Here is a 21,145-nt window from a genome sequence, read left to right as displayed (position 1 = left end):
GCGATCCGCGGTCATTTCTTCTGCTGTCTGCCCGGGATGTGCCGAATACAGCAGGTGGCACATCCCGGCGCAGCCTGGCGGCCAGTGAAACAATCCGGGAGACACCGTGCTCACCCAGCAATTCGTCACCTTCGACGTCGAGAACCACTTCTTCGGCGTCCCGGTCGGTGCGGTGCAGGAAGTCCTGCTCAACGAGCACTACACGGCGATGCCGCTGGCCCCGCCCGCGTACGGCGGACTGTTCAACCTGCGCGGCGAAGTGATCGGCACCGTCGACCTGCGGGTCCGGTTCGGGATGGCGCCGCGGCCGATCACCGGTCCGGTCATCAACGTGGTGGTGCGGGTCGCCGGCGAGGCGGTCAGCCTGCTCGTCGACCGGATCGGGCTGGTCGCCGACCTCGACGACAGCGCGTTCGAGCCGCCGCCGGAGACGCTGACCGGCCCGACCCGGCGGATGGTGACCGGGACGTACAAGACCGAGGGCCGGCTGTTGCTGGTCCTCGACGTGGACCAGTGCGTGAACCCGACCCCGGCCGTGGCCGCCGTCTAGGGCGTCGTCCGGGGCCGGTAACGCTCGGACAGTTCCGCGCCGATGCGGGCGAGTTCGGCGCGGACCGCGGGTGGGTCGAGGACCTCGACCATGGCTCCCCACCCGGCCAGCGTGCGGGCGATGTCGCGCGGTGTCGGCGCGCCGACCCGGAGCCGCGCGCGGCCGTCGGCGAGCACCTCGAGCTGCTCGCAGTGCCGGCCGAAGTGGTCGCGCAGCACCCACGCGAAGCGCTCCTCGATCAGCAGCTCGGCCCGGGTGCCGGCCCGTTTCTCCTCGACCTCGCCGACCACGGTCTGCCACGCCTCGCCCAGGTCGAACCCGGCCGGCGGCTCGACGGTCTCCGTGGTGACCACCAGCTCGCCGACCCGATCCACCCGGAACGTGCGCCGGCCCCGCTCGGTGCCGGCGATCAGATACCAGATGTCGTCCTTGTCGACGAGCCCCCACGGGTCGGCCACCCGCTCCGCGCCCCGGTAGGCGAACCGGATCCGGCGCCGCCGGACCACCGCGTCCTGCAGCCGGTCGACGATCTCCGGGCGGGAACCGGCCCGCTCACCCCAGCCGGCCGGGTCGACGAGGGTGGCCGTGGCGGCGGCCTGCGCGTCCGCCCGGAACGGCGCGGGCAGCGCGCGGACCAGCTTGCGCAGCGCCGACCTGGCCGCCGGGGAGACACCCGCCGCCGGGCCGGCCAGCAGGAACAACGCTTGCGCCTCCGCGGACGTCAGCCCGGTCAGGTCGGTCCGGGCCCCGCCGACCAGCGACCAGCCGCCGTGCCGGCCGGGCTGCGGATAGACCGGGATCCCGGCGGCGGACAGGGCTTCGAGGTCGCGGCGGGCGGTCGCCACCGACACCTCCAGCTCGGCGGCGAGCTCCGCGGCGGTCACCCGGCCGCGGGTCTGCATCAGCAGGAGGGTGGCGACGAGCCGGTCCGCGCGCATGTCGTTGAGGATAAGTGCTCAGAAGGTGAGCACTTAAGCCGCGAGGATGGGGCTGAGACGTCGACGGAAAGAGGAACAGCCATGCTTCGCGGATTGACCACCGTCACCTTCTTCGCCGAGGACCTGGACGCGGCCCGCACCTGGTACACGACCTTCCTCGGGGTCGAGCCGTACTTCGTCCGTGAGGGCGGCTATCTCGAGTGGCGGGTCGGGGACTACCAGCACGAACTCGGCATCGTGAACGCGCGGTTCGCCCCGCGCCCGCACGGCCGGGAGCCGGGCGGCGCGATCGTCTACTGGGCCGTCGACGACCTCGAAGCGGTCTTCGCCCGGCTGCTGGAGCTGGGCGCGACGGAATACGAGAAGCCGGTCGAGCGCGGACCCGGTTACGTCACCGCGTCGGTCACCGACCCGTTCGGCAACGTCCTCGGCATCATGCTCAACCAGCACTACCGCGACGTCCTGGCGGCGTCCGGGAACAAGCCCGCCGCGGACTGACGCTGCACCCTTTGTGATCAACGCCGAGGTGCAGATCTCTCTGCTCGACCGGTCCCGGAGCCGGGCCGGTGAGGCCGAGACGGTGGCGCTGCGGGGCACCGTCTCGCGCGCCAGGCACGCCGAGCGGCTCGGCTACCAGCGGTTCTGGGTCGCGGAGCACCACGGGGTGCCGGGCATCGCCGGGGCCGCGCCGGCCGTGCTGCTGGCCGCGATCACCGGCGCCACGAGCACGATCCGGCTCGGGTCGGCCGGTGTGATGCTGCCGCATCACCAGCCGCTCGTCGTGGCCGAGCAGTTCGCGACGCTGTCCGCGTTCGCTCCGGGCCGCGTCGACCTCGGGCTCGGGCGGTCGCCCGGTTTCACCCCACCGGTACGGCGCGCGCTGCGGCAGGTGGATCGGGACTTCGCCGCGGATCTGGCCGAGCTGCGCGGATTCCTGGACGGGACGGCGGAGATCACCCTGCATCCGCGTCCGGAGGGTGCGGTGCCGCTGCACGTGCTGGCCACCGGGAGCGGGCTGCGGGTCGCGGCCGAGCTGGGGCTCCCGGTGATCGTGGGCGGGCCGCTGCTCGGGGTGGCCGGTGATCCGGAGCCGGGGCGGGCGGCGCTGGCGGAGTATCGGCGGGCGTTCCGGCCGTCCGCGCAGCAGCCGGTGCCGCGGGTGGCGATCAGCCTGGACGTGCTGGTGGCGGACACCGCGGCGGAGGCGGCTGAGCTGTTGCTGCCGGAGGCGTGGGCGATGGCCCGGAGTCGTACCACAGGGGTTTTCCCGCCGTTGGAACCGGTGGCCGCGGTGCGGTCCGGAAGCCGGACCTCGCGCGAACAGCAGTATCTGGAGCAGGTGGCCGCGGCGGCGATCACCGGGACGCCGGCGGGGGTGGAGAGCCGGCTCGCCGAGCTGATCGAGCGGACCGGGGCGGCGGAGGTGGTCGCCGCGGGGAGCACGTTCGACCGGGAGGCGTTGGCGGCGTCGGATGCGGCGGTGGCCGCGATGGTCGGCGGAGTGGCGCGCTCGCTCGACTCCACAGGGGCGGCGGGGGTGCGCGGTCGGCTGTGAACGGGCGGTGGGAGCGCGCGTTCGGGTTTGGCGGGGCGGTGGGAGTGCGCGTTCGGGTTCGGCAGGGCGGTGGGAGTGCGCGTTCGGGTTCGGCGGGGCGGTGGGAGCCCGCGTTCGGCTTTGGCGGGGCGGTGGGAGTCCGCGATCGGTCGGGGTTCGGGGCGGTAGTGGCACGCGATCGGGGATTGCGTGCGGGTGCCGCCCCTATGGGGGCGGTGGCGGGCCGCAATCTGATACTGCGTGCTCGCACCGCCCATCCGAAGACGAGGGACTAACCGCGGGTCATGGGCAATCGGGGCACCCGAAGCCGGGTCGATGCCGCTGAGTTGTCGGCACGCGCAGACGTCTCGGCGGCTGATGGCAGGCGTATTGCGAACGCAATACGGTGGATGGATGTCGTGCGCCTGCTTGTCGATGATTGAGGAGTAGCGCCAGCTGGATCAGTGGGAGAGGAGCCGTCATGAGCAGCCATGAGGTGCGGATGGCCGGGCTTGCCGAGGCAATTGCCGAGAACCGGCTCGTCTTCGATCACGGGGTCACTGCTGAGTTGCCCCCGGCGCTGGAGAGCGAGCCCAAGGTGACGGTTTCGCTGCGTCTGGATGTCGCCGACTACGAGCGGGTCCGGGCGGTGGCCAAGGCTGCCGGGATCAAGCCCACCAGGCTGATGCGCGACTGGATCCTCGCCGGGCTCGCGGGAACCGACGACGAGAAGACCATTTCCGTCGCGGACCTGTTGCGCGCGGTCGCGGCGATCGCACCCGCCGTCGCTGCCGGCGGTCCGACCCGAAATGCGGCCTGAGGCGCGGTCAGGCGGGGGCCGGGGCGATCGTGGTGGCCAGGTGGCGGAGGGCGGCGGTGAGGTCGGCGGCTGACGGGGCCTGGTCGGGGTCGATCAGCCACTGGGTCAGGACACCGGTCAGCAGGGCCTGATGGAAGGCGCCCACCGCCGCGGTCAGCGCCGGGGAGACCGGCGTCGGGGAGACGTCGAAGAGCTCGGCCAGGCCCAGCCGGGCGGCGGCCAGGCCGCCGGCCAGCTGGGCGCGGACCTCGGGCTGGTGCTGGCTCTGGGTCAGGGCCTCCAGCTGCATCGCCCACAGTGACCGGTGCGTCCGGAACGAATCGATGATCCGGGTCCAGACGGCCTCGAAACGCTCCAGCGGGCCGGCGTCGGCCAGGTCGTCGGTGGCCAGGGCCCGGGCCATCTCGTCGCCCCACTCCTGCATCACCTCGAACAGCGCGGCGTTGAGCAGGGCCTCGGTGGTGCGGTAGTGGTAGCCGATGGCGGCCAGGCTGGTGCCGGCCGCGGTGGCGATGTCGCGGGCGGTGGTGCGGGCGTAGCCCTTCTCGGCCAGGCAGCGCTTCGCGCCCTCCAGCAGAGCCTCGCGATTTCCCATACCGGTCAGGCTACCGTCTCAGACATTCATCTCACACAACAGTGCAACCGCCGCGTCGAGGGTGGTCCCGGCGGCCGCGCGGACGGCCCGGGTGATCTCGTCGGCGGTCAGCGACTCGCGGGCCGCGCGTTCCGCCGAGTCGCGGTCGGCCACCTCGTCGGGGGTGAACAGCGACGAGCCGAGCGTGACGCGTTCCCGGGCGGCGAGCAGCAGCAGGGTGAGCCCGCGCGCCGGGTCGCCGTCGAGAACGGCCAGCTGGGCCAGCCCCTCGACCGCGTCCACCTGCCCCTCGACGATGGCGAGGTCGGTGTAGAGGCGTAGCGCCGCGCGCATGTGCCCGGCGGAGGCGGCGAGCCGGCCGCGGCGGCGGGACACGATGCCGAGGTTGTTCAGCGCGGCCGCCTCGCCCCGCGGATCGCTGATCTCCCGGAACACCGCCAGGGCCCGCTCGAACAGCGGTCCGGCCTCGTCCAGCCGCCCGGCGCAGCGCAGCGTCCCGGCGGTGTTGTTCATCGCCGCGGCGATCCCGCGCCGGTCACCGTCCTGCTCGGCCAGGGCCAGACCGCCATATCCGTACGACAGGGAGCCGTCGTAGTCCTGCTGCCCCTGTGCGGTGATGGACAGGCTGTTGAGCGCGGTGATCGTGCCGGGCCGGTCACCCAGTTCGCGGAAGACGGCCAGGCTCTGCTCACCGAGCGCGCGAGCGGCCGCCAGGTCACCGGAGCTGCGAGCCAGCGAGGCCGCGCCGCGCAGGGCCTGCCCGCGCGGCGGGGTCGGTGTCGCCGGCGCGGCGGCCAGCGCCCGGCCCAGCCAGGAACGGCCCTCGGCCACCCGGCCGGTGACCCACCAGTACCACCACATGGCCGCGGCGATGGTCAGCCCCTGTCCCGGGTCGCCGTGCCCGAGCGACCGGTCGAGGGCGGCCACGATGTTGTTCGTGCCGAGCAGCCGGATCACCCGGTCCAGCTCGGCGCGCCGGCCGATGAACCGGCTGCGCGAGCCGGGCAGCCCGGGCACCGGCTGGTCGAGGGTGGGGTCACGGCGGCGGACCGCCCGCCGCGGCCCGCGGCCGGTCGCTGCCGTCCCACAAGGTGAGCGGCCGGTCCCGGCAGGCGATCCGGCGCGGACCGTTCCGGGGCGGCCCGAGCACACGGTACGGCGTGGAGCACGCGATGTTCCGCGTCCCCGGGCGGCGGCGCGGCTCCCGCCCCCGGCTGGCTCTCACGGCCCTGTCAAGCCCGTCTTAACGGCCGCCAGAACCAGCCGCACATCCCCGCCGGCCGGGCTGGCTCCGGCGGCCGTTATGGGTGCTGTTTGAGGGCCGTGAGGGCCAGCTTGGTGGGCCGGGCTGGCTCCGGCGGCCGTTGTGGGTGCGGTTTGAGGGCCGTGGGGCCGGCTTGGTGGGCCCGGCTGGGCGTGATGGCCGTTATCGGGCTCAGGCGGGAGGCGGCGGTGGGCGGGCGGTCGGGGCTTTCGGGATGGGGCTGGTCGTCGCAGCTGTTCTGGCGCAGCGTTCAGGGCGTCAGGATCCAGGCGTCTACATTGCTGATACAAACGTCTTGCACAAGTGTCTTACACGTGCGTATCGTCGAGGCATGACGAAGACGGTCCTCATCTCAGGCGCCGGTGTCGCCGGCGTGACCTTGGCGTACTGGTTGCGCCGCCACGGCTTCACGCCCACGGTCGTCGAGCGGGCGCCCGCTCTGCGCGACGGTGGCTACAAGGTGGACATCCGCGGCGCGGCGCTCGAGGTGGTGCGCCGGGCCGGGCTGCTGGAGTCGATCCGCGAGCGGCGCACCGACGTGCGCTCCGGAGCGGTCGTCGACCGCACCGGCAAGCGGGTGGCCAGCATGAACGGCGACGTCTTCGGCGGACGCGAGGAGGCCGACGCGGAGATCCTGCGCGGCGACCTGACCCGCCTGCTGTTCGACCTGACCAAGGACGAGGTGGACTACCGGTTCGGCGACGCGATCGCCGCGATCGACGGCCACACGGTGACCTTCGACAGCGGCCGCACCGGCACGTTCGACCTGATCGTCGGCGCCGACGGGGTGCACTCGCGGACCCGGGCACTGGCCTTCGGCCCGGAGGCCGGCTTCGTCGCCGACCTGGGTTACCGGGTCGCCATCGCCTCGGTCCCCAACCACCTGGGCCTGGACCGTGAGGAGCTGACCTACGTCAGCCCGGGCCGCACCACGCTGGTCTACAGCACCGCCGGCGCACCGAGCGCCAAGGCGATGTTCCTGTTCAGCGCGCCGGACGGGATCGACGAGAGCGACCCGCGGCAGGCGCTGCGCGAGGCCTACGCGGATCAGGGCTGGGAGGTGCCACGGCTGCTGGAGGCGGCGGCCGACGCCGGCGACTTCTACTACGACCGGATGCTGCAGGTGCGGATGGACCGCTGGTCGACCGGCCCGGTGGCGCTGGTCGGCGACGCGGCCTACTGTGCGGCTCCCTCCTCCGGCCAGGGCACCAGCCTCGCGCTGGTCGGGGCGTACCTGCTGGCCGGGGAGCTGGCCGCGGCCGGCGGGGACCACACCGCGGCCTTCACGGCGTACGAGAAAAGGATGCGGCCGTTCGCCGAGCGCAACCAGAAGCTCGGCCCGGCCAACGTCAAGCGGATGGTGTTGAGCAGCGCCGGCCAGGTGCGGACCTCGATGGTGATGCTGAGCGTGATGTCCCGCCTGCCCGGCCGCGACCGGATGATGGCGGCGATGATGGCCCCGCTGCACAAGGCCGCCAACGCCATCGAGCTACCTGCCTACCCCACCACGGCGGACCGGCCCTGACCTGCGGTTCGGCCCGACGATAAGGGTACGAAGGCGCCCCGATAGCGGTCGGTCCCACAGTGGAGGCAGGCAGCCGGGATGTCCGGTCGCCTCCCCGGCGGAAGCGGCACCTCCCACCGGGGGACGGGGGATCCGACACGGAGGTCCATCATGGGACTTATCGAGCGCGATGAGGCCGTGGCCTGCCTCGACGAACTCCTGGCCGACGCGGTCGCCGGCCGGGGGCGGGTGGCCCTGGTCACCGGCACCGTCGCGACCGGCAAGAGCGAGCTGCTGAACGTCCTCGCCGACCGGTCGATCGAGCGCGGCGCGCTGGCGGTCACGGCGACCGGCTCGGCGGACGAACGGGACCTGCCGCTCGCCCTGCTCGGCCAGCTGTTCCACGACGCGCCGCTGCCCACCGAGGACCGGGACCGGGCGATGAGCCTGCTGCTGGAGGGCACCAAGGCGGTGCTGGCGACCGGCGGCCAGCTCGACCCGCAGGTCATCCACGGCCTGTGCGCCATCCTGCTGGAGCTGGCCGGGCGGTTCCCGCTCGCGCTGCTGGTCGACGACGTCCAGCACGCCGACCGGGCCTCGCTGGTCTGCCTGTCCTACCTGGCTCGCCGGGCCCGCCCGGCCCGGGTGCTGCTGGTCGTCACCCGCAGCACGTTCCAGGCGGCCGGCGACCCGGCGTGGCAGAACGAGCTGCTGCGCCCGGCCTCCGGCAACCGGATCCACCTGGAGCCGCTCACCGGCGACGGGGTCCGTGAGCTCGCCGGGCAACTGGCCGGCCCGGAGACCGCCGGCCGGTTCGCCGAGCAGTGGCACCGGCTCAGCGGCGGCAACGCGCTGCTGGTCGAGGGCCTGGCCGCCGACCACCGGCAGGCGCTCGCCGAGACCGGCGCGGCGCCGGACGGCCCGGTCGCCGGCGACGGTTACACCACGGCCGTGATGGCCTGCCTGCACCGCGGCGAGGCCCGGCTGCTCGAGGTGGCGCGCGGCGTCGCGGTGCTCGACGACCCGGAGAGCCTGGACGCCCTGATCGGGCTGGACACCCAGCAGGTGGCGCAGGCGGTCCGGGCGCTGACCACGGCCGGTCTGCTCGGCATGGGCGCGTTCCGGCATCCGGCGGCCCGCGCGGCGGTGCTCGGCGACGTACGCCAGGAGCAGCGCGCCGAGCTGCACCGCCGCGCCGCGGTGCTCACCTACGACCGTGGCGCCTCCACCCGGGTGGTCGCCGAACACCTGGTCGGCGCGAGTGACGTCCAGGAGAGCTGGGGCGTCACGGTGCTCGAGGACGCCGCCCGCCAGGCGCTGCGCGAGGGGCGCGTCGAGGCCGCGGTGCGTTACCTCAAGCTCGCCTGGAAGGCGTGCACCGACGACCGGCGCCGCGTGCGGATCATGACGACCCTGGTCCGTGCCGAGTGGCGGATCAACCCGAGCACGTCGGCCGGGTACCTGCCCGAGCTGACCGGCGCCCTGGACAAGGGCGTGCTGCGCGGCAGCGACGCGATCGTGCTGGCCAAGGCGTTGCTCTGGCACGGGCAGTTCCGCGACGCCGAGCACGTGCTCGACCACCTCGCCGCGAACGGCGCCGACCTCGACCCGGACACCGCCGCCGAGCTGGCCGCCACCCGGCCGTGGCTGCGCTGCACGTACGCCCCGTTCGTGGCCCGGCTGCCGAAGACCACCGCCACGGCCGGCACGGTGTCGGCCAGTCGCCGGCTGGCCGCGGCCCGGGCGCTCTCCTCGGTGATCAGTTCCAGTCCCGGCCCGGACCTGGGCGACTCGCTGGAGCGGATCCTGCGCGGCTCCCGGCTCGACGAGATGTCCCTGGACACCGTGGAGAGCGCGCTGCTGGCGCTGACCTACGCCGGGCACGCCGACAAGGCGGCCGGCTGGTGCGACCTGTTCGTGGAGGAGGCGTACACCCGGCGGGCGCCCAGCCGGCAGGCCCGGCTCGCCGTGGTCCGCGCCGAGGTGGCGGTCCGCACCGGCAACCTGGCCGGGGCGGCGCGGTACGCCCGTACCGCGCTGGAGATCATGCCGCCGGCCAGCTGGGGGGTGGCGATCGGGCACCCGCTGTCGCTGCTGATCATCGCGTCGATCGCGATGGGCGAGTTCGACGACGTCCGCGAGCAGCTCGACCAGCCGGTGCCGGAGGCGATGTTCCAGACCCGGTACGGCCTGCACTACCTGCAGGCCCGTGGCCGGTACAGCCTGGCCACCGAGCACCCCGCGCTGGCCCTGCGCGACTTCCAGCGCTGCGGCGACCTGATGATCGCGTGGGGGCTGGACGCTCCCGGGCTGGTCGCGTGGCGGTCCGACGCCGCCGAGGCGAACCTGCGGATGGGCCGGCCGCTGCAGGCGCGCAAGCTGGTCGAGGAGCAGCTGGCGCGGTGCACCGGGCCGATGCCCCGGGCCCGCGGGATCGGGCTGCGGCTGCTGGCCGCCACCGAGCAGGCCCGGCACCGCCCGATGCTGCTGCGCCAGGCCGCCGATCTGCTGCAGACCAGCGGCGACCGGTACGAGCTGGCACACGCCCTGGCCGACCTGGCCCAGGCGTACCAGGCGCTCGGCGAGTCCCGGCGGGCCGGCATGATCACGCATCGGGCCCGGGCCCTGGCCGAGGGTTGTGAGGCCGCCCCGCTGCGCCGGGCCCTGGCGCCGGACGAGGCGGGGGAGTCCGGCGAGCCGGCCCCGGCCGTGGTGCCCGTCCCCGCCGCCGGGACGCTCAGCGACGCCGAACGGCGGGTGGCCGCGCTGGCCGCGGTCGGCTACACGAACCGGGAGATCGCCGACAAGCTCTACATCACCACGAGCACGGTCGAGCAGCACCTGACCCGTACGTACCGGAAATTGAACGTCACCCGCCGCAGTGACCTGCCGGCGAACCTGGACGCAACGCTCACCCCGGCCGGCTGAGGGACGACATGATCGAGAAAATCCTGCCCGCCGGCGTGACGGCGGTCGACACGTTCGACGACCTGCCGGACGCGACGCTGCTGCCCGCGGAGGAGAGCATCGTGGCCACCGCGGTCGAGAAGCGGCGCCGGGAGTTCACCACCGCCCGGCACTGTGCCCGGGCCGGCCTGGCGCGGCTCGGCCGGCCGGCGGCGCCGATCCTTTCCGGTCGGCTCGCCGAGCCGCTGTGGCCGGCCGGGGTGGTCGGCTCGATCACCCACTGTGCCGGTTACCGGGGTGTGGTGGTCGCCGACGCCGCGACGATCACCACGGTGGGTATCGACGCGGAGCCGGACGAGCCGCTGACCCCCGGGGTGCTGGAGTCGGTGGCGCTGCCGGACGAACGTGTCCACATCGCCGAGTTGCTCCAGGCCCGGCCGGAGATCCGCTGGGACCGGATGCTGTTCTGCGCCAAGGAGGCGGTCTACAAGTCGTGGTACCCGCTGGCCCAGCGGTGGCTGGACTTCGACGACGCGGTGATCACGCTGCGGCCGGGGTCGGCCGGCGCGCTGACCGGGGATTTCGACGCGCGGCTGCTGGTGGTCGGACCCCGGGTGGCCGGCCACCGGCTCACCGGGTTCACCGGGCGCTGGCTGGTCGAGCAGGGGCTGATCCTGACCGCGATCGTGCTGCCGTGTCACCGGCGCGCAACGCACTCTTAACGGAGTTACCAGTCGGTAGGGCAAGGGGTTGACCGGGCAATTCTTGTGTTCGAAGGTCGGACCTCCGGCAGTCACAGCGGGTAGCGCTACCGGCCGTACTTGCATAGCATTCCTTCTATACGGGGGCTATACGGGGGTTTTCTGACGTGCCCGGCTGTGATCAGCGGTGAGCGGGCGGCCCCGCTCAAGGAGGCGCACGTGCAGATTCTCATTCTGGGAATTCTCGAGGTGCTCATCGGCGAGCAGCTCGTCGAGCTCGGCGGTCAGCGTCAGCGGATCGTTCTCGCCACCCTGGCGCTCGAGTCGAACCGGGTGATCCGGGTGACCCGGCTGATGGAGGCCCTGTACGGCGACGACCTGCCGTCCACCTCCCGGGTCCAGGTGCAGATCTGCATCTCCGCGCTGCGCCGGCTCTTCGCCGGGCACGGCCACCCGGACGCCATCATCACCCGGACCCAGGGGTACGCCCTGCAGGTGCCGGACGGCAGCCTCGACCTGCACCGCTACGAGGAAGCCCTGACCCAGGCCCGCCAGCTGCGCGAGTTCCGGCGTCCGGCGGAGTCCGCGGCCCAGTACCGCCGGGCGCTGGCCCTGTGGCGCGGCCCGGCGCTGGACGGCATCGAGAGCCGGGTGGTGCAGGGCGCCGCCGACCGGCTGGCCGAGCGCCGGCTCACCGCCACCGAGGAGTGCATCGAGCTGGAGCTGCGGCTCGGCCGGCACCGTGAGCTGCTCGACGAGCTGGGCGCCCTGGTCGGCGAGCACCCGCTGCGGGCCCGGCTGCGCGAGCACCTGATGCTCGCGCTCTACCGGTCCGGCCGGCAGGCCGAGGCCCTGGACACCTACCGCGCCGCGCGCCGGCTGTTCATCGACGAGCTCGGCCTCGAACCGGGCGAGGAGCTGCGCCGGCTGGAGCACGCCATCCTGACCGGCGACGCCACGCTGACCCTGCCGGAGCCGGCCGTGGTGCTCACCCCGCGGCCGATGGACCCGGTGCCGCCGCCGATGCCGCCGGTGATCCTCGATCCGATCCGGGATCCGGCCGGCGTGACATCCCCGGCGTCGCCGACGGCGCCACCGATCGCGCCACCGGTGTCGGCCGTGCCGGCGGCCGGGCCCGGCCTCTCGCCGGTGCCGTGCCTGCTGCCCACCGACATCGCCGACTTCACCGGGCGCAGCCAGCAGATCGCGGCCATCCACGGCCAGTTCGGCCTGGCCGAGGACGCCGCGCAGTTCGCGGTGCCGGTCGTGGTGATGGCCGGCAAACCCGGTATCGGCAAGACCACGCTCGCCGTGCACGCCGCGCACCGGCTGGCCGCGCGGTACCCGGACGGGCAGCTCTTCGCCGACCTGCACGGCCGGCACACCGAGCAGGTCGGCCCGATGCGGGTGCTGGAACGCTTCCTGCGCGCCCTCGGCGTGACCGGCACCCAGATGCCGGAGCTGCTCGAGGAACGCGCCGAGTTGTACCGGGCGCTGCTCGCCGACCGCCGGATGCTGGTGGTGCTCGACAACGCCGGCGGGGAGGGCCAGGTCCGGCCGCTGGTGCCGGGCACCTCGCAGTCCGCGATGCTGATCACCAGCCGCAGCCGGCTGGCCGGGCTGCCCGGCGCGGTGCACATCGACGTCGACGTGTTCAACCCCGAGCAGTCCACCGAGCTGCTCTCCCGGATCGCCGGCGCGGAACGCATCGAGGCCGAGCCGGACTCCACCGCCGAGCTGGCCGAGCTGTGCGGGCACCTGCCGCTGGCGCTGCGGATCGCCGGCGCCCGGCTGGCCGCGCGTCCGCACTGGAGCGTCGAGCACCTGGTCGAACGGCTGGCGAACGAGGCCCGCCGGCTGGACGAGCTGAAACACAGCGGGATGGGGATCCGGGCCAGCATCTCGCTGACCTACGACCACCTCGAGGACGACGCGCGGCGGCTGTTCCGGCTGCTCACCGTGCTGGACTTCCCGCACTTCTCCGGCTGGGCGGCGGCCGCCCTGCTGGACACCGGTTTCGGCGACGCGCAGGACCTGCTCGACGACCTGGCCGACGCGCAGCTGATCGAGACCAGCAGCGACGGCCGTGGCGTGCACGCGCAGTACCGCTTCCACGACCTGATCCGGGTCTTCGCCCGCGAGCGCCTGGTCGCCGAGGACTCGGTGGAGGAGCGCGACCAGGCGCTGCAACGGGCCATGGGCGCGCTGCTGTTCCTGGCCGAGGAGGCGCGCCGTGGCCTGTACGGCGACTACCTGCGGGTGCAGACCGAGGCGCCGCTGCACGAGCTGCCCGCGCGGCAGGTCCGTCAGCTGGTCGATCCGCCGCTGCCCTGGTTCGAGCGGGAACGGCTCACCATCGTCGCCGCGGTCCGGCAGGCCGCGCAGGCCGGGCTGGCCGCGCACAGCTGGAGCCTGGCGATGACCGCGGTCACCCTCTTCGAGTCGCGGATCTACCTGAGCGACTGGCGGGAGACCCACCAGGTCGCGCTGGACGCCGCCCGGCAGGCCGGTGACGAGCGCGGGCAGGCCGCGATCCTGTACTCGCTCGGCTCGCTGCACATCGGCGAGCAGCGCTTCCCGGAGGCGGTACGCCTGCTGGCCGGCGCCGACGAGCTGTTCCAGCGGGTCGGTGACCTGCACGGGCGGGCGATGGTCAGCCGGTACGTGGCGTACATCGACCGGCTCAGCGGGCGGTACACCGAGGCCACCGAGAACTACCAGAAGGCGCTGGAGACGTTCCGGACCGGCGACGACCTGGTCGCCGTGGCGTACGTGCTGCAGAGCATCGCGCAGATCAAACTGGAGCTGGGTGACCTGGACGCGGCCCGCACCCTGCTCCCGGAGGCGCTCGACTACGCCCGGCGCGCGAACAGCCGGCGGGTGGAGGCGCAGGTGCTGCACCGGCTCGGTGAGACGCACCTGCAGGCCGACGAGGTGCAGGCCGCCATCGCGGTGCTGCGGCAGGCCGTCGCCGTGGTGCGGGAGCTGGGCGATCCGGTGGGGCAGGCGTACACGCTGCAGGGGCTGGGCGCCGCGTATCTGCGGGCCGGCGCGTATGCGGAGTCCGGCGAGGCGCTGCGCGAGGCGATGGAGCTGGCCTGCGCGGCGACCGAACGACTGATCGAGGCCCGGGTCTCGATGGTCCTCGGCGAGCTGGCGATGGCGGTCGGCAATCCGCCGCAGGCGGTGGTCCACCTGCATCGCTCGCTGGGACTGTTCCGGGCGATCTCCGCGCCGCAGTTGGAGGCGCAGGTGCTGGGGTTGCTCAGTGACGCCTACACGGCCGCGGACAACCCGGTGGGCCGGGACGCGGCGGCGCTGGATCCGATCGCTGGTGCGGTTTTCGGTACGCCCGCAAGCTGACGTCGCCCGCGAGCTGACGTCCGCGACGATCCCGGCCGGCCGGTCCGGGGGTCATCGGGCGCCACGGTGGCGCTCAGTCGCCGTTCAGCCCCACTTGGTGTCGTCGGTGGTGGCGGTCGGGCTGGGGGTGCCACCCTCGGACTGGACGCTGACCGAGTGGCTCGCCGGCGCCGTGCCGGTGGCCGTCGCGGCGAACACCGCGGCGACCGGAGCGGCCGTCAGGACGATGGCGAAAGCGACCTTGACCGACGCGGTGACGAGGTTCTTACGCATGGGTTTACCTGCTCTTTCGTAAGTGGGGTCCGGCGGGCTGTGTCACCTTCCGCCGTGCTGCCACCGACGCTAGGGACACCCCTCATCGCCCGGTTATCGCCGCACCACGCTTCCGGCATCGCCGGGGTTATCGGGGCCGGCGATAAGGGCCGCGGGCCGGGGGATAACGCGGCGAAGCCGGTTCGATAACGGGCGTGCCCACCATCGGGACCGGAGCCGGATCGCCCGGCCCCGGCACGGGCGCCGCGGTCGGATCCGCACCCGGGCGTGGTGAACAGGTGGTGATCGGCATGAGCGTCTCGGCTCAGGCCCTGGACGGCGTCTACGGGAAACCGGCGGCCGGTGTGCGGGCCCGCCTCGAGCACGGGGTCGACGGCCGGTGGCAGGCCGTGGCCAGCGCGGAGACCGACGAGGCGGGCGGCATCGCCGGCTTCGGGACCGGGCGGCTGACCCGCGGGCCGTACCGGATCGTCTTCGACAGCGACCGCTACTTCGCCGGGCTCGGTGTCAGCGCCGCGTACCCCGAGATCACCGTGGTGTTCCGGGTCCTCAGCGAGCTGCACGCCTGCCAGATCCAGGTGCTGATGACCCCGTTCTCGTACTCCTTGTACTTCGGCGAGCGGGCCTGACCCGACCGCCTGGCGAAAGGACCGGCCAGTGACAAGCAACCACCGATACGTACGCCCCGCGACCGTGGACCTGCCCGGGCGCGCCTGGCCGGGCCGGACCATCGACGCCGCGCCACGGTGGCTCAGCACCGACCTGCGGGACGGCAACCAGTCGCTGGTGAACCCGATGACCCCGGACCGCAAGCTGGCCATGTTCCGGCTGCTGGTGGAGATGGGCTTCACCGAGATCGAGGTCGGTTTCCCGGTGGCCAGCCAGGACGACCACGACTTCCTGCGGCTGCTGATCGAGCGGGACCTGATCCCGGACGACGTGCGCATCTCGGTGCTGGTGCAGGCCCGCGACGAGCTGATCCGGCAGACCGTGGAGAGCCTGGCCGGCGCCCGGTCGGCCACCGTGCACCTCTACAACGCGACCTCGCCGGAGTTCCGCCGCACGGTCTTCGGACTGTCCCGTTCGGAGTGCAAGGACCTCGCGGTGCAGGGCACCCGGCTGTTCATGAAGTACGCCGACCGCACGCTGGCCGGCTGCGACCTGGGGTTCCAGTACTCGCCGGAGATGTTCGCCGACACCGAGCCGGAGTTCGCGCTGGAGGTCTGCGAGGCGGTGATGGACGTCTGGCAGCCCGGACCGGGCCGGCCGATCACGCTGAACTTCCCGACCACCGTCGAGCGCAACACCCCCAACGTGTTCGCCGACCAGATCGAGTGGCTGGACCGGAACCTGTCGCGCCGCGAGCACGTGTGCCTGTCGGTGCACCCGCACAACGACCGCGGCACCGGGGTCGCCTCCGCCGAGCTGGCCGTGCTGGCCGGCGCGCAGCGCGTCGAGGGCTGCCTGTTCGGCAATGGCGAACGGGCCGGCAACGTGTGCCTGGTGACACTCGCGCTGAACCTGCTCACCCACGGGATCGACCCGGGGCTGGACCTCAGCGACCTGAACCGGATCCGGCGGACCGTGGAGTGGTGCAACGAGATGCCGGTGCACCCGCGGCACCCCTACGGCGGGGACATGGTCTACACCGCGTTCTCCGGCTCGCACCAGGACGCGATCAAAAAAGGCTTCGACGTACGGGCACGCGCGCTCGACGCGGGCGCCGACCCGGAGCAGCTGCGCTGGGAGATCCCCTACCTGCCGCTGGACCCGCACGACGTGGGCCGCACGTACGAGTCGGTGGTCCGCATCAACAGCCAGTCCGGCAAGGGCGGGGTGGCCTACGTGCTGAGCAGCCGGCAGGGCCTGGAGCTGCCACGTGACCTGCGGATCGAATTCGCCGGCACGGTGCAGGCGGCCGCCGACGCGCTCGGCCGGGAGATCGCGCCGGACGAGGTCGCCGCGATGTTCCTGGAGGAGTACGCCTCACCCCGGTTCGTCACCGTCCCGGTGGCGTTCCGCAAACCGGTGCCGACCGTGCTGCACGTGCAGGGTGACGGGTTCGCGGTCGGCGCGGGCCGGGCCGACGCGCTCGGCGACCTGGAGGCACACCTGGCCTCCTGGGGCATGCAGGTGCACGAGGTGCACCGGATCGGGGTGAGCGCCGCCGACTCGCGCCGCGAGGACGTGGTGGTCTACGCCGAGTGCGTGATCGGGCAGCGCCGGGTGTGGGGGGTCGGCACCGCCGCCGACCTGGACGGGGCCGCCCGGGCCGCGGTCCGCGCCGTGATCACCCGGGCGCTGCACGGTGCCGGTGCCCGGCGTACCCCTGAAACGCGGCGCTGGGAGCGCGCCGGCTGATCTGGGGTGTACGACCCGATCCGCGGCTGTTTACGGTCGAAGTCCAGTTCGTTCGAGGAACAGGGTGACTTCGATGATCGCTGCGCGGGCCCGCTCGCTCGGCCCCGCGCTGGTGCTGGCGATGGCGTTGCCGACCTCGGTGCTCTACTCGGTCGGCGCGGTCGGCGCGCAGATCACCGCGACGTTCGGCGTCTCCCGTTCCGCGCTGGGCGCCTTGCCCGCCGCGGTGTTCGCCACCGCCGCGGTGCTGTCGCTGTGGTCCGGCGGCCTGGTCGACCGGATCGGCGCCCGGGCCGCGCTGTTCACCCTCTTCGCGGTCGCCGCGAGCGCGTTCCTGCTGATGGGACTCGCCACCGGGTACGCCGGGCTGGTCGCCGCCATGGTGCTCAGCGGGGTCGGCCAGGCGATGTCCAACCCGGCCACCAACCTGGCGATCACCGAGAGCCTCGGCCCGGCCGACCGGGCCGGCGCGGTCGGCCGCAAACAGGCCGGTGTGCAGCTCTCGGCGCTGGTGGTCGGTCTGGCCGCGCCGCTGCTGACCGAGCTGGCCGGCTGGCGGGCGGTGCTGCTGGCCGGTGCGCCGCTGGCGGTGGCCGCGCTGGTCGTGACGGGCACCGCGGTGCCGGCCCGGCCGCTCGCCCGGCGGGCGTTCAGCTGGCGCCCGGCCCGGCCCAACCACTACCTGGGCCTGCTGATGGTCTTCCTGGCCGCGCTCGGCTCCGGGGTGTCCGGGGTGGCCACCTTCACCGTGCTCTACAGCCAGGAGCGGTTGCACCAGGGCCCGGCGGTCTCGGCCGTGCTGATCGCGGCGCTCGGTGTCGCCGGGGTCGCCTCGCGCCTGCTCTGGTCGCGGCACGCGGCGGCGCTCCCGCTGCTCAGCCCGCTGCTGCGCCGGCTGTCCGGCGGCGCCGCGGCCTCCGCGCTGCTGATCTGGAGCGCAGCCAGGCTCGGCCCGGGTGCGCTGTGGGCCGGCACGGTCGGGGTCGGCGCCACCGCGGTCGGCGCGAACGCGGTCGCCATGGTGCTGATCGTGCGGGACCGGCGCTGCGGCCCGCTCGGCCCGTCGTCGGCGCTGCTGTCGCTGGGCTTCTTCGCCGGATTCGTGGCCGGGCCGGTACCGCTCGGCCTGCTCGCCGACCACTGCGGCTACGGCCCGGCCTGGCTCACCGTGGCCGCCCTGTTCCTGCTGGCCGCGGTTCTGGCCGGCCGGGTACTGCGCCACGAGGCCGCCGACCGGCCCGGATGACGGCCCTGGACTCGCCCCGGACCCTGGGTCTAGCTTGTCGATAGTGGCTTTCGCTAGTCGAGAATGCAGTGGGAAGAGTCCACCATGACACCTCACCCCCAGGATCTATCGCTCCGCGCGGCCCGGGCGCTGGTGCGCCGCGCCGTCGACAAGGCCGAGCAGCTCGGTCTGCGGGGCGGCGTCGCGGTGGTCGGCGCGAGCGGCGCCCTGATCACCGCGTCCCGCCTCGACCACGGCGGACCGGGCGGGATGGCCCGGGCCCGTTCCAAGGCCTGGATCGCCGCGACCCAGCAGATCCCCAGCTCGGAGCACCTGCGCCGGATGACCACGCTGCCGGCGCCGATCGCGGACGGCTTCGTCCGGGTCAGCCCGGAGGCGGTCTTCCCCGGCGCCGGCGGGATCCCGGTGCGCGACGAGGACGGCGTGGTGGTCGCCGGGGTCGCCGCGTCCGGCGCGACGGTCAGCCCGTTCCTGCCGGAGGGGGTGGCCCCCGAGGTGGTCAGCGCCGACGGTCAGCCGGCCAACCCCGAAGATCTCCTCATCGCGTACGCCCTCGGCGTCCCCTACGCCGGCCAGCACGGCGACGACCTGGCCCGCTGGACGCAACGGTTCGGTGACCTGGTGGTGCCGCCCGGGGACAGCCTCGGGATGAGACCCGCCCCGCCGGCGTCCCGGCAGCCCGAGCTGGCCTGGGCCCGGGACCTCGCCGACCGGGTGCTTGCCGAGGCCGGGCGGCGCGGCCTGCTGATCAGCGTCGCCGTGACCGACCGGGGCGGCGACCCGATCCAGCAGGACCGGATGGACGACGCGCCGGCCGGTGGCGTCGAGGTCGCGCTCGGCACCGCGGCCGCCGCCGCCCGGTTCGGCTGCCCGAGCGAGCTGCCGGCCCAGTGGTACGGCGCCGCGGTCACCGGCCTGCACCCGGTCCCGGTGCTCGCGGTCCCGGGCGGCCTGCCGCTGCCCGAGGACGGCCGGATCGTCGGCGGCATCGGCGTGGGCGGCGCGAACCCGGCCACCTGTGCGGCCCTGCTGCGCGAGGTGGTGAAGCCGTGAGCCCCGACCCGTTCCGGATCGCCGTGCTCGGCTGCGGCGCCATCGGCAGCCTCTACGCCGCCCACCTCGCCCGCGTTCCGGGTGTCGAGGTCTGGGCGGTCGACCCGTGGCGCGACCACGTCGAGGCGATCGCCGCCGGCGGTCTCACGGTGACCGGCCAGGCCGCCTTCACCGCGCCGGTGCACGCGCTGACCAGCGCCGACGGCCTGCCACCCTGCGCGCTGGGGATCGTGGCGACCAAGTCGCTGCACACCCGGGCGGCGGTCACCGCGGCCCGGCACGCCCTGGCCGACGCGGCGGTGGTCAGCGTGCAGAACGGCATCGGCAACGAGGAGCTGATCGCCGAGGTGGTGCCCCGGGTCATCCGCGGCACCATCGTCACGGCCGGCGCGGTCACCGCACCCGGCACGGTCCGCTACGACGCGCCCGGCGACTCGTGGTTCGGGCCGTTCGAGCCGCAGCCGGCGTACCCGGGCGAGATCGGGGTGCTGGCCGGGCTGCTCAGCGAGGGTGGCCTGCGGTCACACGCGGTCGACGACGCCCGGGGTCCGCAGTGGACGAAGGTCGTGTTCAACGCGGCGACCAGTCCGCTCGCCGCGCTGACCGGGCTCACCGTGGGGCAGGTGTGCACCGAGCCTGCCCTGCGTACCCAAGTGGAGATTTTGATCGTGGAGGCGCGGGCGGTGTGCCGGGCGGCGGGAATCGCGCTGACCAGCGACCCCGCCGAGGCGGTCGAGGAGGCGATCCGGGAGGCGTTCGGGCACCGGCCGTCGATGCTGCAGGACGTCCTGGCGCGGCGGCCGACCGAGATCGACGTGCTCAACGGCGGCATCGCGGACGAGGGCCGCCGGGTCGGTGTGCCCACGCCCGCGCACGACGCCATGGTCGCGCTGGTGCACGGCCTGGAGAGGTCCTGGACATCCCGGTGAGTGTCGTTTACGTTTCCATCAGCAACACAGAAAGTCGTTTTCACCTGGTGAAAGTGCCATGCGGCACGGCCTGCGGGGAGGCCGGACCGGTCCGATAGCTCTCGTTCCGTCGTACGGAGGAGTCCGGCCGTGACATCTCATCCTGCGCGCACCTCGCGCGCCGTCATCCTTGCCACGTCGCTGCTGCTGGTGGCGTCGTGCAGTCACGCCTCGGAGTCCGGTGGATCCACCACCGGCACCTCCGCGGCCCTTCCCAAGACCCTGGTCTTCTCGCCCCTGTCGCTCGCCCCGCCGGCCCTCAAAGGACTTTCCGAGGGCGTGAAGGGCTACGCCGGTGGCAAGGGCTGGGAGGTCATCGTCCAGGACCCCAACTTCGACCCGAGCAAGCAGACACAGCAGCTGAGCGAGGTGCTCGGCTCCGGGCGGGCCGGCGCCGGCTGGATCCTCGCGGTGGCGCCGCCGTCGATGCTGCCGATCATCAAGACCGCGCAGGGCAAGGGCATCCCGCTGCTGGTCAACGGCCGCCCCGACGAGTACGGCTTCACCGGCCCGCAACCGGGCGTCACGTTCGACTACGTCGACTACACGGCCGGCGGCAAGGCCCTCGGCGAGCAGCTCGGCAAGTGCGTCAACGAGAAGATGGGCGGCACCGCCCAGGTGCTCGCGGCACAGAGCTCCGAGGGCCAGGCCGGCAAGAAGGAGTTCGAGGAGGCCGCCGCGGCCGCGCTCAAGGCCACCGCGCCCGGCGCCAGCATCGTGCAGACCGTGGTCGCCAAGGACCGGGCCGGCGCGCAGACCGAGATCGGCAACGTGCTGCAGGGCAAACCCGGCCTGTCGGCGGTGATGGCCTCCAACGACGAGGGCGCGCTCGGTGCGATCGGCGCGTTCGCGGCGGCCGGGAAGACGGCGCAGTGCGTGACCGACTTCGGCGGCAACGACGAGGTGCTCGCGAACGTCAAGTCCGGGAAGATCTACGCCTCGGTCGCGCTGCAGTTCCAGGCGGACATGGCGCAGTCCTTCGACACCCTGGTGGCGATGCAGGCCGACCCGAAGGCGAACGGTCAGATCCTGATCGTGCCGCAGAAGGTCATCACGGCGCAGGGATGA

At 73.4% G+C, this 21,145-nt stretch carries 18 protein-coding genes; 14 read left to right on the top strand and 4 right to left on the bottom strand.

Features of this window, described 5'->3' with window-relative positions; all coding sequences use genetic code 11:
* The first annotated feature begins 106 nt into the window (after positions 1-106).
* Complete coding sequence (locus Apa02nite_RS02830; RefSeq protein ID WP_203823682.1) at positions 107-550, top strand: chemotaxis protein CheW; 444 nt, start codon at positions 107-109, stop codon at positions 548-550.
* On the opposite strand, the gene Apa02nite_RS02825 is transcribed toward Apa02nite_RS02830, so the two are convergent.
* Positions 547-1,488, bottom strand: a complete 942-nt coding sequence (locus Apa02nite_RS02825; RefSeq protein ID WP_203823681.1) for a helix-turn-helix transcriptional regulator — start codon at positions 1,486-1,488, stop codon at positions 547-549. The genes Apa02nite_RS02830 and Apa02nite_RS02825 overlap by 4 nt on opposite strands.
* Positions 1,489-1,569: 81 nt before the next feature.
* Here Apa02nite_RS02825 and Apa02nite_RS02820 point away from each other — a divergent pair, with 81 nt between their 5' ends.
* The 3 genes from Apa02nite_RS02820 (at position 1,570) to Apa02nite_RS02810 (ending at position 3,842) form a co-directional block, all read left to right on the top strand.
* Entirely contained in the window at positions 1,570-1,986 is a 417-nt protein-coding gene (locus Apa02nite_RS02820; RefSeq protein WP_203823680.1) for a VOC family protein, read from the top strand.
* Positions 1,987-2,014: 28 nt separating this feature from the next.
* On the top strand, positions 2,015-3,043 hold the full coding sequence (locus Apa02nite_RS02815) for an MsnO8 family LLM class oxidoreductase (RefSeq protein WP_239164074.1): 1,029 nt from the start codon (positions 2,015-2,017) through the stop codon (positions 3,041-3,043).
* A gap of 460 nt (positions 3,044-3,503) precedes the next feature.
* Positions 3,504-3,842 carry a hypothetical protein gene (locus tag Apa02nite_RS02810; RefSeq protein ID WP_203823679.1) on the top strand — a complete coding sequence of 113 codons (339 nt, stop codon included), beginning with the start codon at positions 3,504-3,506 and terminating at the stop codon, positions 3,840-3,842.
* Positions 3,843-3,849: 7 nt separating this feature from the next.
* On the opposite strand, the gene Apa02nite_RS02805 is transcribed toward Apa02nite_RS02810, so the two are convergent.
* Together Apa02nite_RS02805 and Apa02nite_RS02800 are read right to left on the bottom strand one after the other, a co-directional pair.
* Complete coding sequence (locus Apa02nite_RS02805) at positions 3,850-4,437, bottom strand: TetR/AcrR family transcriptional regulator (protein WP_203823678.1); 588 nt, start codon at positions 4,435-4,437, stop codon at positions 3,850-3,852.
* Positions 4,438-4,455: 18 nt separating this feature from the next.
* Complete coding sequence (locus Apa02nite_RS02800; RefSeq protein WP_203823677.1) at positions 4,456-5,454, bottom strand: tetratricopeptide repeat protein; 999 nt, start codon at positions 5,452-5,454, stop codon at positions 4,456-4,458.
* 578 nt (positions 5,455-6,032) lie between these two features.
* Between Apa02nite_RS02800 and Apa02nite_RS02795 the strand changes: the two genes are divergently transcribed.
* The 4 genes from Apa02nite_RS02795 to Apa02nite_RS02780 all read left to right on the top strand — a co-directional run bounded on the left by Apa02nite_RS02795 (position 6,033) and on the right by Apa02nite_RS02780 (position 14,176).
* Complete coding sequence (locus Apa02nite_RS02795; RefSeq protein ID WP_203823676.1) at positions 6,033-7,226, top strand: FAD-dependent monooxygenase; 1,194 nt, start codon at positions 6,033-6,035, stop codon at positions 7,224-7,226.
* 150 nt (positions 7,227-7,376) lie between these two features.
* Positions 7,377-10,133 carry a helix-turn-helix transcriptional regulator gene (locus tag Apa02nite_RS02790; RefSeq protein ID WP_203823675.1) on the top strand — a complete coding sequence of 919 codons (2,757 nt, stop codon included), beginning with the start codon at positions 7,377-7,379 and terminating at the stop codon, positions 10,131-10,133.
* Positions 10,134-10,141: 8 nt separating this feature from the next.
* Positions 10,142-10,834 (top strand): 4'-phosphopantetheinyl transferase family protein, encoded by a 693-nt coding sequence (locus tag Apa02nite_RS02785; protein ID WP_203823674.1) that lies wholly within the window; start codon positions 10,142-10,144, stop codon positions 10,832-10,834.
* Between the two features lie 198 nt (positions 10,835-11,032).
* Positions 11,033-14,176, top strand: a complete 3,144-nt coding sequence (locus Apa02nite_RS02780) for an AfsR/SARP family transcriptional regulator (protein ID WP_203823673.1) — start codon at positions 11,033-11,035, stop codon at positions 14,174-14,176.
* A gap of 84 nt (positions 14,177-14,260) precedes the next feature.
* Here the strand turns inward: Apa02nite_RS02780 and Apa02nite_RS02775 are convergent, their stop codons facing one another.
* Positions 14,261-14,449, bottom strand: coding sequence for a hypothetical protein (locus Apa02nite_RS02775; RefSeq protein ID WP_203823672.1), 189 nt, complete (start codon positions 14,447-14,449; stop codon positions 14,261-14,263).
* A 290-nt stretch (positions 14,450-14,739) separates the two neighbouring features.
* Between Apa02nite_RS02775 and Apa02nite_RS02770 the strand changes: the two genes are divergently transcribed.
* From Apa02nite_RS02770 to Apa02nite_RS02745, 6 genes are all read left to right on the top strand, one after another.
* A complete protein-coding gene (locus Apa02nite_RS02770; RefSeq protein WP_067687420.1) occupies positions 14,740-15,078 on the top strand; it encodes a hydroxyisourate hydrolase in 339 nt (112 codons plus the stop codon).
* Between the two features lie 28 nt (positions 15,079-15,106).
* Positions 15,107-16,810 carry a 2-isopropylmalate synthase gene (locus Apa02nite_RS02765; protein ID WP_203823671.1) on the top strand — a complete coding sequence of 568 codons (1,704 nt, stop codon included), beginning with the start codon at positions 15,107-15,109 and terminating at the stop codon, positions 16,808-16,810.
* A gap of 73 nt (positions 16,811-16,883) precedes the next feature.
* Positions 16,884-18,056 carry an MFS transporter gene (locus Apa02nite_RS02760; RefSeq protein WP_203823670.1) on the top strand — a complete coding sequence of 391 codons (1,173 nt, stop codon included), beginning with the start codon at positions 16,884-16,886 and terminating at the stop codon, positions 18,054-18,056.
* An 84-nt stretch (positions 18,057-18,140) separates the two neighbouring features.
* Positions 18,141-19,109, top strand: a complete 969-nt coding sequence (locus Apa02nite_RS02755) for a GlcG/HbpS family heme-binding protein (protein WP_203823669.1) — start codon at positions 18,141-18,143, stop codon at positions 19,107-19,109.
* Positions 19,106-20,038: a ketopantoate reductase family protein gene (locus Apa02nite_RS02750; protein WP_203823668.1), complete on the top strand. Its 933-nt coding sequence runs from the start codon at positions 19,106-19,108 to the stop codon at positions 20,036-20,038. The genes Apa02nite_RS02755 and Apa02nite_RS02750 overlap by 4 nt, the downstream gene beginning before the upstream one ends.
* 129 nt (positions 20,039-20,167) lie before the next feature.
* Complete coding sequence (locus Apa02nite_RS02745; protein ID WP_203823667.1) at positions 20,168-21,145, top strand: sugar ABC transporter substrate-binding protein; 978 nt, start codon at positions 20,168-20,170, stop codon at positions 21,143-21,145.

It is taken from the genome of Actinoplanes palleronii, from assembly GCF_016862315.1.
Lineage (GTDB): Bacteria > Actinomycetota > Actinomycetes > Mycobacteriales > Micromonosporaceae > Actinoplanes > Actinoplanes palleronii.
Note: the sequence above shows the minus strand (reverse complement) of the source record. Positions and strands in the feature narration are given on the sequence as shown.

Coding starts and splice junctions, on each gene's coding strand:
- Apa02nite_RS02760 (WP_203823670.1), top strand. CDS start 16,884: ATGATCGCTGCGCGGGCCCGCTCGCTCGGCCCCGCGCTGGTGCTGGCG.
- Apa02nite_RS02810 (WP_203823679.1), top strand. CDS start 3,504: ATGAGCAGCCATGAGGTGCGGATGGCCGGGCTTGCCGAGGCAATTGCC.
- Apa02nite_RS02785 (WP_203823674.1), top strand. CDS start 10,142: ATGATCGAGAAAATCCTGCCCGCCGGCGTGACGGCGGTCGACACGTTC.
- Apa02nite_RS02825 (WP_203823681.1), bottom strand. CDS start 1,488: ATGCGCGCGGACCGGCTCGTCGCCACCCTCCTGCTGATGCAGACCCGC.
- Apa02nite_RS02770 (WP_067687420.1), top strand. CDS start 14,740: ATGAGCGTCTCGGCTCAGGCCCTGGACGGCGTCTACGGGAAACCGGCG.
- Apa02nite_RS02790 (WP_203823675.1), top strand. CDS start 7,377: ATGGGACTTATCGAGCGCGATGAGGCCGTGGCCTGCCTCGACGAACTC.
- Apa02nite_RS02755 (WP_203823669.1), top strand. CDS start 18,141: ATGACACCTCACCCCCAGGATCTATCGCTCCGCGCGGCCCGGGCGCTG.
- Apa02nite_RS02795 (WP_203823676.1), top strand. CDS start 6,033: ATGACGAAGACGGTCCTCATCTCAGGCGCCGGTGTCGCCGGCGTGACC.
- Apa02nite_RS02820 (WP_203823680.1), top strand. CDS start 1,570: ATGCTTCGCGGATTGACCACCGTCACCTTCTTCGCCGAGGACCTGGAC.
- Apa02nite_RS02775 (WP_203823672.1), bottom strand. CDS start 14,449: ATGCGTAAGAACCTCGTCACCGCGTCGGTCAAGGTCGCTTTCGCCATC.
- Apa02nite_RS02805 (WP_203823678.1), bottom strand. CDS start 4,437: ATGGGAAATCGCGAGGCTCTGCTGGAGGGCGCGAAGCGCTGCCTGGCC.